Origin of the sequence: Pseudomonas sp. AE27 (assembly GCF_037113495.1) — a bacterium.
GTDB classification, from domain to species: domain Bacteria; phylum Pseudomonadota; class Gammaproteobacteria; order Pseudomonadales; family Pseudomonadaceae; genus Aquipseudomonas; species Aquipseudomonas palmensis.
The window spans coordinates 3062137-3075094 of record NZ_CP146966.1; the positions used below are offsets into that span (position 1 = coordinate 3062137).

Annotated in this window: 9 protein-coding genes; all 9 read right to left on the reverse strand. The window is 63.6% G+C overall.

The window, feature by feature from the left end; all coding sequences use genetic code 11:
- Nucleotides 1-93 precede the first annotated feature (93 nt).
- Nucleotides 94-390, reverse strand: coding sequence for a flagellar assembly protein FliT (locus V9K84_RS13960; RefSeq protein ID WP_043861799.1), 297 nt, complete (start codon nucleotides 388-390; stop codon nucleotides 94-96).
- Between the two features lie 9 nt (nucleotides 391-399).
- A complete protein-coding gene (gene fliS / locus V9K84_RS13965) occupies nucleotides 400-795 on the reverse strand; it encodes a flagellar export chaperone FliS (protein ID WP_043861798.1) in 396 nt (131 codons plus the stop codon).
- A gap of 133 nt (nucleotides 796-928) precedes the next feature.
- A complete protein-coding gene (gene fliD / locus V9K84_RS13970; protein WP_043861797.1) occupies nucleotides 929-2338 on the reverse strand; it encodes a flagellar filament capping protein FliD in 1410 nt (469 codons plus the stop codon).
- A gap of 72 nt (nucleotides 2339-2410) precedes the next feature.
- Nucleotides 2411-2776, reverse strand: coding sequence for a flagellar protein FlaG (locus V9K84_RS13975; RefSeq protein WP_043861796.1), 366 nt, complete (start codon nucleotides 2774-2776; stop codon nucleotides 2411-2413).
- 72 nt (nucleotides 2777-2848) lie between these two features.
- On the reverse strand, nucleotides 2849-3697 hold the full coding sequence (locus tag V9K84_RS13980; RefSeq protein ID WP_088515598.1) for a flagellin domain-containing protein: 849 nt from the start codon (nucleotides 3695-3697) through the stop codon (nucleotides 2849-2851).
- Between the two features lie 267 nt (nucleotides 3698-3964).
- Nucleotides 3965-4906 (reverse strand): ketoacyl-ACP synthase III, encoded by a 942-nt coding sequence (locus tag V9K84_RS13985; protein WP_338790663.1) that lies wholly within the window; start codon nucleotides 4904-4906, stop codon nucleotides 3965-3967.
- Nucleotides 4907-5144: 238 nt separating this feature from the next.
- Nucleotides 5145-8720, reverse strand: coding sequence for a glycosyltransferase family 2 protein (locus V9K84_RS13990; protein ID WP_088515597.1), 3576 nt, complete (start codon nucleotides 8718-8720; stop codon nucleotides 5145-5147).
- Between the two features lie 37 nt (nucleotides 8721-8757).
- Nucleotides 8758-9921, reverse strand: coding sequence for a dTDP-4-amino-4,6-dideoxygalactose transaminase (gene rffA / locus V9K84_RS13995; RefSeq protein ID WP_054915641.1), 1164 nt, complete (start codon nucleotides 9919-9921; stop codon nucleotides 8758-8760).
- Between the two features lie 219 nt (nucleotides 9922-10140).
- Nucleotides 10141-12927: a glycosyltransferase gene (locus V9K84_RS14000; RefSeq protein ID WP_088515596.1), complete on the reverse strand. Its 2787-nt coding sequence runs from the start codon at nucleotides 12925-12927 to the stop codon at nucleotides 10141-10143.
- Nucleotides 12928-12958: the final 31 nt, after the last annotated feature.

A 12958-nucleotide genomic window follows, 5' to 3' on the forward strand; every position in this document is an offset into this window, starting at 1 on the left:
CGGACGTCTGAAATTAGAAAACAGCCACTAGTTAAGTCAAAAAATCGTACACAGTCAAATTTATGGCGCACTGCATTTTCGAACCGTCCAGCGTCAGCTGAACAGATGGTATACCTTTGCGGCGTTTTTCGCTTGGCGGATCTGCGTCATCTCGTCGACTATTGTTTGACGTTCACCACTTGCAACATCAATTAGTTGGCGGTAGACGTCGAGCAATTCCTCAAGACTGGTGCGCAGAACCTGTTCGTTGGTCGATGCCTCGGCCAGTACGTCCTCGACGCAAACACGGCAGCTCAGGTCCAGTTCGGTGATCGTTTCCCAGTCGCGGCTGGCCAATGCCCCGAGCAGGGCTTCGCGGGTTTGTTCGATACGTTCGAGCACGGCACTCATGGCGTTCTCCTAGACGTCGGCGACCTGATCGCCGATCGCGTCCCAACCTTCCTTGACGGTAATCAGCAGGCGTGCGACTTCATTGAGGATCTCCGGGTCGTTCTGCACGTTGGCCTCGACCAGGCGCCTGCTCATATAGGCGTACAGCCCATCGATGTCGGCCAGTGCCTCGGCCTGGTTTTCGAGGTCGAGCCCTTCGCGCAGACCGCCGATGATCCCGATGGCCTTGCCGATCAGGATGCCCTTCTGGGCCAGGTCATTGCGCGCGATTGCACCTTTGGCCTGCGCGATGCGATCCAGCCCGCCCTGCATGAGCATCTGCACGAGACGGTGCGGGCTGGCCTCGGAGGTCTGCGCCACGCCGTTGACTTTCTGGTACTGCCGAAGGGCCAACATAGGGTTCATGTTCTACCTCGTAACAAACGAAAAGGTTCATATACCGCCTGTATCGCCTGCGGGTCAAAAAACTTTAACCCCGGAAACGAAAAGCCCGGAGCACCCGAAGGGGTGCTGCCGGGCTTTTTTGCGGCCCCTGCTATCAGGAGTTCTTCTGCTGCGCTTCGATCGAGGCGAACATCGAGGCAATGTTCTTGCGCTGCGCCTCGAGCTTGCCGACCAGGGTATCCATGGCCACGTAGCGTTTGGTCAGCGACTCGGTCAGCGACGCAATGCGCCGATCCAGCGCCTCCTGCTGGTTCTCGAGGTCTTTCTGCAGCCTGTCCAGGCCGTTCTTGCGCGAGTCGAGAATGCCACCGGTCTGCAGGTACGGTTCGATCGCCTTGTTCATGTGCGCGAACACGCCATTCTTGCCGGTGAAAAGCTCCTGCACGTCGGCACCGAGCTTCTTGTCCTTCATCGCCGCGTCGTACTTGACGGAGTTGAACTCGAGGGTACCGTCCTTCTGGGTGTTGATGCCCAGCTGGCTGAGGGTGGTCAGGCGGGTACCGTCCGACTCGGTCGCCAATTGGCTGCGCAGGTCGCTCAGCAGAGAACGGGTGGTCGGGTCGTTGGTCAACGGGCCCAGCACCGTGTTGCCATCGGCATCCTTGCTCACGGAGGTCAGGTTGGTGACCGCCTTGATCAGGGTGTTATAGGCATCGACATAGGCCTGCACCGATTTTTTCAGGCCATCGGTGTTCTCGCCCACCGTAACCTGTACAGCCTTGCTGTCGTCGGGGCCGGTTGCCTGAAGCAGGTCCAGGCTGATGCCACTGATGGCACCGGTGACGGTATTGCTCTTGCTCGTGACCGGCAGGCCGTCGACGTACAGTTTTGCGTCCTTGGCCGGCTCACCGATGTAGCCGGCACCGTCACCAACCATCTTCTCGCCCGGCGCGATCTTGAGCGCGTCGATGGTGCCGTCGACGGAAATGTCCGTACCCTCACCGGTCTTGGTCGAACTGAACACCAGGCGCGAACCGTCTGCACCATTGACCAGGTTGGCAGTGATGCCTTTCTCGGACAGCGACGAGTTGATGGTGTCGCGCACGGACTGCAAGGTTGCACCAGGGCCGACCTTGACGGTGTGGGTGACACCATCCTGGGTAATCAGCAGGTCACCTTCGGGAATCGGCGTGGTGGCACCGGTGTCGAAGTTCTGGCTGGCCACCTTGGACGAGGTGGCCAGGTTGTCGACACGGATCGTGTAGGTACCAGGCACCGCGGTATTGTTGGAGGTTGCCTTGATCGCGGCGTCGTTGCTGGACGTTGCCGCATAGGCATTGAACGACGGCGCGAGGGGATCATTGAGCTTCTTCATCGCCGCCTGATAGACAGACAGCGCGCTCTTGAGCGATGCGACACCAGAAAGCATGGCCGAGTTGTTGGCAGTCTGGCGTTTGATCTGGTTGGCTTTCGGATCGGTTTCAGACGCCACCAGCGTGCTGACGATCTTGTTGATATCGACCCCAGAACCCAGACCGGTGCCCGGTAAAATTGAACTCGCCATTGCTATTCCCTCTTGGTTGCGCGCCGCCCCTAGCCGATCAAGGCTAGCGAACGTGCTGCTCGGACGCCAGCATCAGACCTTGGCGTTGAACAGCAGGCTGTTAACATCGCTCAGACTGTGGGCAATTCTCAACGCCTCTTCCGAAGGAAGTTGGCGGATCAGCTCACCGGTTTCACTGGCGATGACTTTAACTACAATTCGGCCGGATTCTTCATCCGTGGAAAATTCGAGATTGCGACGCGACGAGGCGAGAAACTTCTCGATGTCCTTGAGCGCGTTCTTGACCTTCTCAGCTTCGGTCAGGCCGCTGTCGGCGCTTTCCTTCGCTGGCTTGATGGATTCGACAGCCTCCACGGGCTTGACCGCAGGGCGCTCGGTGGGCTGCTCCACAGGCTTCGCAGCCTGGTAGGACAGGTTCAGCTTGACGCTCATATCCATGCCAACCACCTCTCAATGCAAAAGGCGGGGGAGCGCCACAGGTGCACTCCCCCGCCGATAACCATCAGGCGATTACTGAAGCAGTTTCAGTACGGCGGATGGCAGTTGGTTGGCCTGGGCCAGAACCGAAGTCGAAGCTTGTTGCAGAGTCTGCTGCTTGGTCAGCTGAGCGGTCTCGGCAGCGAAGTCGGTATCTTGTACACGACCACGGGCAGCGTCGGCGTTTTCGTTGATGTTCTGCAGGTTGTTGATGGTGCTGGTCAGACGGTTCTGAACGGCACCCAGTGCAGCACGGCCTTCACCGATGGTCTTGACCGCGGCATCGATCGCGTCCATTGCAGCCGAGAAGTTGGTCTCGGCAGTGGCGCTGTCGCTACCGGCGATGGTGATGGCAGTGGTGATGCCCAGGTCGCTGGCCAGGTATTTGCCGGTCAGGTCGATGCTGATCTGGTTGATGCCACCGGTTTCCGAACCGACCTGGAAGGTCATGGTGCTGGCGGAACCGTCCAGCAGGTTCTTGCCGTTCAGCTGGGTGGACTGAGCGATACGGGTCAGCTCGTCACGCATCTGAGCGAACTCGGAGTTCAGCGAGTCACGGTTGTCGGTGTCGTTCGAGTCGTTACGTGCTTGCAGAGCCAGTTCACGCATACGCTGCAGGATGTTGACCTGCTCTTGCATCGCGCCTTCAGCGGTCTGGGCGATCGAGATACCGTCGTTGGCGTTTTTGATTGCCATGGTCTGACCGCGGATCTGCGAGGTCATACGGGTAGCGATCTGCAGGCCAGCGGCGTCGTCTTTGGCGCTGTTGATTTTCAGGCCGGAAGACAGGCGAGTCATCGAGGTGCTCAGGGCGTCGGAAGCGCGGTTCAGGTTTTTCTGAACGTTCAGCGACGTGACGTTGGTGTTTACGGTTAATGCCATGACGAATTCCTCGTTTGTGGGTATTGCGGCTTCCGGCCCTGGCAAGCGCCGGGTGTGGCCTAGAGAACCTTCGTAATAGTTATCGTCGTCTGCGCAGGTTGCTTTAGGGGTTTTTTGAAAATTTTTACTGGCACCCTGCCACTCCAATGAAATCAAGGGTTTGACGCCAGCTTTATGGCCCCTGCGGCACAGCCTTGGTTGTGGCATACCGCCAAGACAAAAAAAGCGCCACCTTCAAGGCAGCGCTTCTGTAGGCGGGAGGTCGGTTCAGTCCCGACGCTCGATGATTGCCGAGCCCCACGACAGGCCCACGCCAAAACCGCTCAAGGCCACACGCCTGTGCTGGGTGCCCAGCACGTGCTTTTCCAGCAGCAACGGAATGCTCGAGGACACCGTGTTGCCGGTCTCGACCATGTCCTTGACGAATTTCTCGATGGTTTCGGGCTTGTCTTCCTCGAAGCGGCGCGCCACGGCATCGACGATTGCCGCACTGCCCTGGTGAATGCAGAACAGGTCGATGTCGTTGGCCCCCAGGTTGCTCGCCTCGAGCAACTGACGCAGGTGCGCAGGCACCTTGAGCAACGCGAAGTTGAACACCTGGCGACCGTTCATGAAGAACACCCCGTCATTCATCTTCAGGTGCTCTGCGCCGCCACCGTCGGTGCCAAAGCTCGATTTGCCCAGTTGCCAGGCCGCGTCCTCGCCCATCCAGGTGACCGTGGCAGCATCACCGAACAGCATGGTGGTGTTGCGATCTTCCGGATCGACGATCTTGGAATAGGGATCGGCGGTGATCAGCAGGCCGTTCTTCAGCCCCGCCGCCTCCATGAAGCCCTTGATGGCATAAAGGCCGTAGACGTAACCGGAACAGCCCAGGGAAATGTCGAAGGCCGCCACATGGGTGGGCAAGCCAAGCTTGTGCTGGACGATCGCGGCAGTGTGCGGCAACCCTTCGGCGTCGCCGTTCTGGGTGACCACGATGAGCACATCGATCGACTCCGGGGACAACGAAGGATTGGCAGCGAACAGGACCTTGGCGGCCTCTACACACAAGTCCGAGGTCTCCTGACCTGCCTCCTTGCGCGGCAGAAAGGTCGAACCGATCTTGCCCAGAATGAAGTCCTGATCCTTGCCGAATTTCGCACCCTGGGCGTAATTGTTCAGACCCTCGACAGGTACGTAACTCGCGATACTTTTGATGCCAATCATTGTGGCTTCCCGATAGATATGCGGATTTTCACGGGCCTCACTCCCCTGCAGGCAAGGGATCTCACGCAGCGCCGCTCCAGGCCACCTGCACCGCCCGCTGATTCATTAGCTTAGAGATGCACGTTTCGACTGCCAAGTCACGGCATTGTACGCGAACCAGGGCAATGCTTGTGCACAGCACTTCACGGTCACGTGAGGACGGCCAGGTCGGGAAGGCCCGACCGCCCTGCAAAACCGCTCAGCCCGCCAGCCAGGCCGCGCGCCACAGCGCCAGGCGCTCGCCCTCGAGCAGCCAGTCGCGCCGCACGCTGGCCTGCAGCACCTCGCCCAGGCTGGCGGAGGCCTGCGGGTCGCCCAAGTGCAGACGGATCGCGGCCAGCCAGTCGGCCGTGGTGTTGGCCACGCGGGTCAGCGGCAGCACATCGACACCGGCAAAGCCCGGCACCTTGCTGCAGATGATCGGGTAGCCACAGGCGGCGTACTCCAGCAACCCCGGGTTGCCCGAGCAGGCATTGAGCAGGCTCTGGGCCATGGGCGCCAGCGCCAGGTCCAGGTTGAGCGCGGCCAGCGCTGCGGCCTGCCGTTCGGGGGCGACGGCGGCGTGCACCTCCTTCATGTAGGGGCGCAGGGCCTCGGGGCAGTCGCCCAGCGCCACCCACTCCACCTCCGCGGCCAGCGTCCTGACCACATCGACCAGCAGGTCGGCATCCACCGCCCCGGCCCAGCCGACACGGGGCTTGCTGCCCATGCCACGCTTGCCCTGGAGATTGCGCCACCATCGGCCCGGCAAGCTGGCCTCCAGCACACGAATATCGTCGTGCTGGCCTGCCAGCACCTCGGCCAGCGCGGGCGCAGGCACGATGATGCGATCGGCGAGGATCACCGCGCTCTGCAAGCGCTGGCTGATTTCGTCGGCGCCAAACCCGGCATGCGCGCCCTGCAAGCGCATCTGCGGCAGGTAGCCGTCCACGTCGAGCACCTTGAACGCCCGCGAGAACGCCCGCAGGCGCCGCATGGCCAGAAGTTGCGCGTCATCGAGCGGGCGCTGCAGCAGCACGGTGTCCGGTGCGTAGCGCTCCAGCTCCACGGCAGACAGCAGGTGCGGCGTGACCAGCCCGTCCACCCACCCCGCCTCGCGCAGCGCCTTGAACGGCTCGACGATGCGCTGCTGGCCGGCGCCCTGCAGGTCGGCCGGGTGAGCCAGCAACATGGGCAGCGGGTGCCAGCTTTTCAGCGGGTTCCACACCAGCGAGTTGCTCGCCCGGACAAAGCCACCCGGCACCTGCAACGACAGGTTGGCGTTGTATGCCGGATCGCGGGCCAGGCGTGGCAGCCAACGGGCCAGCAGAGCGTCCTCCTGCTCCGTGGTCGCCGCGTCGCGCTCGCAAGCGTCCATCAGCAATTGCACATGGGGCGTCCAGACGTTCAGGTAACCGGCCTCCTGCAGCCTCAGGCACAGGTCGACATCCACCCAGCGGGCCAGCAGCGGATCTTCGGCAAAGCCGCCGGCCTCGAGGAACAGCGCCCGGCGCAGCATCAGGCATTCGCCACTGAGCGCCGAACAGCCCTGATCGACCTGCAGCCGCCCCATGTAACCGGCCTGCTGATGATCGACCCCGTCGAATGCCGAGCCCACCAGCCCGGTGAGCCCCAGCACCAGGCCGGCATGCCGGACCTTGCCGTCGGCCGCCAGCAGCTTGGCCCCCACCGCGCCCACCTCGGGCCGCTGGGCGTGATTGAGCAATTGCTGCAGCCAGTCGCGCGCGAGGATCCCCGCACGCGCATCCAGCCACAGCAGGAAATCGCCACGGGCCTGCTGCGCCGCGTGATTGCACATGGCAACCCGCGACTGGCCGGCAGCATAGTGCAGGACCTGAATCTGCTCACCGCCGATCTGCTCGACCATCGCCAGCCATTCACCGGCAGCTTCGTCCAGGGCAGACGGCGCCAGCAACAGCACTTCGAAGCCGCCAGCCAGCGCCGTGTTCTCCAGCAAGGTTTCGATGCAGCGCTGGAAGTGGCCGACGCTGCCTTCCAGGGCGATCAGGATACTCACCGAGGCGGCCTGGGCATGCCCGTAATCGAGACGATAACGGCCCGGCGACGACGCCAGCACCGCGACCTGCCCCTGCGTGTAACCGCGGGCCTGCAGGTGGCGTTCCAGCACCGCGCGCTCGTGGGCGCAATCACGCAACGGCAGGGCCTCGCCGATCAGCAACGGCTCGGCGACATGCCCCACGCAGCCCAGGCCCTGCTGTTCGACCAGGCGCAGCTGGTACTCCAGCTCGAAGGCCCGAGCGCAGTCGAGGGCGAAGCCGCCCCGTTGCAACAAGGCCTGGCGCTGGTACAACCAGTGCCGGGACAGGCTCGCCGGGAAACTCAGCAGCAGGTCGAGGTTGAAATCCGGTCGCAGTGCGATGTCGGTGCTGCCATTGGTCGCGCGCATCGCTTCATCCGCCATGTACGCCAGGCAACCGGCCTCGGCACCGACAAGCTCGAGTGCCGCGATCAGCAGGCCCGAGGCCGTGAATTCGACGCCCGCCTCCACGATCAGGAACCAGTCGCACCGGCTGTGCTGCAGCGCAGCATTGATGGCTTCAGCTTGCCGCTCGCGGGTACAGGGCACATGCCGCACCTGCGGGTCGGCCAACGACTGGTTGCCGAGCACGCTGACCTCAAGGTGCGGGTACAGGCAGCGCTGCGTACCCAGGCTGGCCAGGGTGGCGGCCAGGCGCTGGCGATCATCACCGTCATCCAGCACAAGCACACCGATGACCGGCATCGGCTGGCTGTCGAGGCGCTCGTTGATCAGGCGCAGCTGCTGGGCATCAGGGTGGCGCTCGCGCAACCAGGGCAGCACGCCAAGGTTCAGGTCCGCCGCTTCGAGCGCGGCCGCGGCCTGGGTCTTGGCAATGAACGTATCCAGCTGCTGCCAGAACGGCAGCGTTGCCAGCACGTAGCGCTGCAATGCCCCCTCCACCCCTGCCCTGGCGGTGGCCAGCGCGTCCGGCTGGTCAAGCAGGGCAAAGCCGGCGCTGCCAAGGAAGCCGGTTTCGAGAAACGCCTGGTCGACACCACTACCGGGCATGAAGATCACCGGGCAGCCACACAGCACGGCGATCACGCAGGTCATCGACCATTCGTAGCTGTACATCACCTCGGCCGAGCGCAGCACCTGGGCCAGTTCATGAAGCGGCAGCGCATTGGCGATGCGCAGCAGCTGGATACCCTCGGGCAACAGCGAGTAGTCGATCTGCTCCAGGGGATGACGGTTCTGATACAGATAGCAACCCCTGCGTGGCGTGCCCGCCGGCGGCGCCTTGAACAGGTCGATGTCGAGCACCGGCAGGCCCAGCAGGTCGGGGTTGGCGTGGCCGCGTTTTTCAGCCAGCGCCGGGCCGTAGTAGAACAGCAGGTCGGTGGGCGCGGCCTCCATCGACTTGCCGTTGATCAGCCCTTCGAAGTTCAGCAAAAAGCGCGAGACCACCCTGCGCCCCAGCGGGTTGCCGACCACCACCTCCGGATACACGGCGATGGCCACCTTGCCCTGTTGCTGATGCCGCTGCTCGGTGGCGGCGTCGAGCAGCGGCGTCTTCAGGTTGGGGTTGACCACCTTGGGCCCGCACAGGTACGCCTCGCGCCCGTTCAGGTTGAGCACGTGACACAGGTAGTGCAGCGACACGATGCCCGAGGAGGTGTCCCGGTAGTCGGGCGCCATGATGTAGTAAGGGTGTTCGGGTTTGGCGAACATCAGGGTGTGTCGAAACAACGCCTGCTCAAGGACCTGCGCGTCGACCTGCGAGGCATGCGACATGGTGAAACTCCAATCTCTGATTAGGGGCGTGCTGCTGTCAGCGCGAGGCGCTCGAAGGCTTGTCCTGGAAAAAGCGCGCGATGCACGCACACACATGCGCCACCTGGCGGCTACGCATGTCGGAAAACAACGGCAGGCGCAACAGGCGCTGCGAGACATCCGTGGTGATCGGCAACTGGCCGCTGCTGCGCGCATAACGCAGGCCGGCTGGCGAGTCATGCAATGGCACATAGTGGAACACCGCATTCACCCCATGCTCGCGCAGAAACGCGATCAACGCCGTGCGCTCTTCGACACTGCGCATCAGCAGGTAGAAAATGTGCGCGTTGGCCGGCTTGTCGTCCAGGGTACGCGGCAGCTGGAACAGACCATCGGCGGCCAGTGGTCGCAGCAGGCTGAAATACTTCTCGTACAGGGTCCGACGGTGCTTGTTGATGCGCTCGCCATGCTCGAGCTGCGCGTACAAAAATGCGGCCGTCAGCTCGCTGGGCAGGAACGACGAGCCGACATCCACCCAGGTGTACTTGCTCACTTCGCCGCGGCTGAAGGCCTTGCGGTTGGTGCCCTTCTGCCAGATGATCTCGGCCCGCTCGACCAGCCGCGGATCGTTGATCAGCAGGGCACCGCCCTCGCCGCTGATGACGTTCTTGGTTTCGTGAAAGCTCAGGCAGCCCAGGTGCCCGATGGTGCCCAGGGCGCGCTTGCGGTCCCGGGCCAGGATCGCCTGGGCGGCATCCTCGATCAGGAACAGGCCATGCTTTTCGCAGATCTGCGCCAAGGCATCCATGTCGCACGGCTGCCCGGCGTAGTGCACCGCCACCACGGCCTTGGTCTTGTCGGTGATGGCCGCCTCGACCAGGCGCTCGTCCAGGTTCAGGGTGTCGTCGCGAATGTCCACGAACACCGGTACCGCGCCGCGTAGCACGAAGGCATTGGCCGTGGAGACGAAGGTGAAGGACGGCATGATGACTTCGTCGCCCGGCCCGACGTCGGCCAGGATCGCGGCCATTTCCAGCGCAGCGGTGCACGAATGGGTCAGCAGCGCCTTTTCACAGCCCAGGTTGTTTTCCAGCCAGCCCTGACACAGCGTGGTGAATTCGCCGTCCCCCGCAATGGAGCCGTTCATGACCGCCTGGGCAATGTAGAACAGCTCTTTGCCAACCACGAACGGCTTGTTGAAAGGGATAACCTGTTTGCTCACGGTAACGCCTCCATCGCACGGCCCTGGGGCCGGTACGATCTGTGTAGGTTTTTCAGGCGATCACAATGGCGCACCTGCGGCTTGAAAAGCCCGCCCGCCCTGCGATGGCTGTCAATAAACTGCCGTACCCCGGCATGATCCTGACGCGGCGCTCATGCCTGAGCGGGTCGGGCACAAAAAAGCCGGGCACGAAACCCGGCTTTTGCAAAACCCGCGCCATCAGCCCAGGTCGGCGAGCCACTCCAGCACCGGCGAACCACCGGCAGCGACCGAGCGCGACACATCGACACCAAACCGGCCGTCGATGATCACCCGGCTGCTGAACGCAGCCGGCCAACGGCCTTCCAGCGCCTGGCAGGCCTGGGCATCCGGCATCGGCACCTGGTCGCTGAGCAACTGCGCCTGTGGCGCCCAGATCACCAGCAGGCCGGCATCGGCTGCCTTCAGGCACAGCTCGATGTCGGCACCGCCCTCGGCAGACAGGCCATCGCACTGCTCGAACAGTGCCTTGCGTACCATCAGGCAGTCAGCCGACACCGCCGCACAACTGCGGACCACGCCCGACCACAGCGACGCCTTGCTGTCGCGCGTCGACACCCCAAGCCAGGGCGACTGCACCTGGGCGCCGGCAAGCAGTTCGTAACCGGCATGGCTGATGGCGGCTTCGCGGTCCACCAGACGCGCACCCACCACGCCCACTTCAGGGCGCTGGGCCTGGTTGAGCAGGGCTTCGATCCAGGCCGGCGTCACCACCTGGCAACGGCTGGAGAGCAGCACCAGGTACTCGCCACTGGCGTTGACGGCAGCCAGGTTGATGAGCTGCGAGGCTGACTGCACGTGTTCGCCGGCCAGCAGCTTGACCCGCCCGCCAAACCCTTGCAGCGCAGCGACCGTGAGGTCTGCCAGGGTGTCGCGGCAGGCCACCAGCACTTCGTAGCGCGGGTAGCGGGTACGCTGCAGCACACTGACCACGCAGGCCTTGAGCTGCTCGAGGTCATCGTCGGCCGCGATCAGGATGCTCACCAGCGGCGTGGACTGATGGCGGAAGTCGATCTGCAACTGCCCCTCACCTGCGTCATTGACCTGGCCACGGTAGCCCAGCGCCGCCAGGTGACGGTTGAGCGTGGACAGCGCGTCCTGGGCCATGCCCTCACGCCCGCCCCGACCGATCACCAGGTATTCGTCCATGTGTGCCAGGCAGTTCAGGCCGTTGTGCTCGACCAGACGCAGCAGCAGGTCGAACTCCACCGCCTGCGGGTAGGTTTCGCTGTAGCCGCCCAGCTCGACCACTGCCTCGCGACGTACCAGCCAGTGCTGCGACATCAGGTCGGGACGGCTGCGCAGCAGGTCCAGGTTGCCACCCTGGCGCACCACGCTGACCAGACGCCCGTCGGAGTCGCGCTGCACTTCGTTGGCGCAGATGGCCAGGCAGCCCGGGGCTGACGCCAGCTCCACCTGCAGGCGCAGCAAGCCGCCCACGGTCAGCAGGTCGCCGGCCTGCAGCAGCAACAGCCATTCGCTTGGTACCTGACGCGCCACCTGGTTCAGGTGGGAGACGAAATTGCCCGGCGTCACCTGGATGAAATGCAGGGTATCGCGTGGCGTGGTCACCACAGGCGGCTTGCCGGCCTTGAGCACGACCAGCTTGAAGTCGCGCAGGCCACTGGCCAACAGGCTGTCGAAGGTGTTCTGCAGTGCGCCGTTGTCGTCTTCCAGGTCGACAACCACGAAGGCGATCTGTGCAGCACGCTGCTTGCTCAGGTGGGCGACGATGCGCTGCTGGGTGGCGGCGTCCGGCGTGGCAGCGGCAATCGACTCCTGCACCAGGCCCGAGGCGGTGGCCCTGAGCCACGCGGCCGGGTCGATGCCCGGCAGACCATCCAGGCGTTCCAGCCATGCCTGCAGCTCGCGGGCATCGGCCTGGACGTCCTCATCCACCAGGGTCGCAAGCAGACGGCGGCAAACCTCGGGGGTGAACACCCCCAGGTCCAACGCTTGCCAGTAGCGTGCCCTCAGGGTATCGACGGTGTCGTTGGGGTGCTCGCGCAACAGCTCGAACTGGCTCACCCAGGTACCCTCGACCGCCTGCCGATGGGCCTGTCCGACCGGCCAGGCGTGCAACAGGAATTCCAGACCGGTCAGTACCTCGAACAACGGCGCATTGTAGTAAGGCAGCGCGACAAACTGGCGCGGCTCGAACCTGCGCTCGGGCGCTGCATTCATGCCGCTCCAGGTGGAGGTGAACAGCAGATCGGTAGCAACACCACCCTGGGTGGCACCAACGAACCGGTCGATGACGGTGAAGCCCTCATCGTCGGCGCATAGCCGAAGGTGGTCGGCGTCCCACTGGCGCAGCACGCGCACCGCACGCACTCGCTGCTCTTCGCGTTCGACCTGGCTCAGCCGGCTGTCGGCGTACTGCACCAGCGCATCGGTCTGGTCCAGCCGCTTGAGCGCGCCCTGGCCGAGCATCGAGTACGACACCACCACCAGCCAAGTATCGAAATCGAGCCCGGCGGGCAAGCTCGACAGCACAGCCTGCAGCGTCGGTACTCGCACGAGCGCACGCCAGGCCGACTGTCCGCTGGCGGCATACTGCTCGATGGCAACACGTGCGTTTTCGCCAACGGCGGCATCAAGTGCATCGCCAATCTTGTGGTAGGCCACCTGCTTGCTGCCGGGGGCGTAGCCCAGCACGTAGCCCTGGGCCAACTGGCACTGCGGGTGCGCATGAAGATGCTCTGCCGCAGCCTCCAGGGCCTGAACACGGACAAAGTCGGTATCCAGCGCCAGGCTCACGAACGGCGTTGCAAGCTGCGAAAGCAGCACCTGCAGCCCCTGGGTGCAGGCATCGCCAGTCAGGTTCGACGAGGCGTGCTCGACCACTGCACAGGCGAGACCCTGCGTCTTGTAGTAATGCAGTGCGCGCTCGCGATAGCCCTGCTCTTCATGCCCCAGCAGCACGACCGTAACGTCTTTGCCCAACCCGGTTGCGTTGTCAGTCATAAAGCACCTACCTCTGTTGTTGGATGCCCGG

What these genes read in the sequence shown, in the direction of transcription:
- V9K84_RS13960 (WP_043861799.1), bottom strand. Translation starts at nt 390, where the DNA reads ATGAGTGCCGTGCTCGAACGTATCGAACAAACCCGCGAAGCCCTGCTC.
- fliS (WP_043861798.1), bottom strand. Translation starts at nt 795, where the DNA reads ATGAACCCTATGTTGGCCCTTCGGCAGTACCAGAAAGTCAACGGCGTG.
- fliD (WP_043861797.1), bottom strand. Translation starts at nt 2,338, where the DNA reads ATGGCGAGTTCAATTTTACCGGGCACCGGTCTGGGTTCTGGGGTCGAT.
- V9K84_RS13975 (WP_043861796.1), bottom strand. Translation starts at nt 2,776, where the DNA reads ATGGATATGAGCGTCAAGCTGAACCTGTCCTACCAGGCTGCGAAGCCT.
- V9K84_RS13980 (WP_088515598.1), bottom strand. Translation starts at nt 3,697, where the DNA reads ATGGCATTAACCGTAAACACCAACGTCACGTCGCTGAACGTTCAGAAA.
- V9K84_RS13985 (WP_338790663.1), bottom strand. Translation starts at nt 4,906, where the DNA reads ATGATTGGCATCAAAAGTATCGCGAGTTACGTACCTGTCGAGGGTCTG.
- V9K84_RS13990 (WP_088515597.1), bottom strand. Translation starts at nt 8,720, where the DNA reads ATGTCGCATGCCTCGCAGGTCGACGCGCAGGTCCTTGAGCAGGCGTTG.
- V9K84_RS14000 (WP_088515596.1), bottom strand. Translation starts at nt 12,927, where the DNA reads ATGACTGACAACGCAACCGGGTTGGGCAAAGACGTTACGGTCGTGCTG.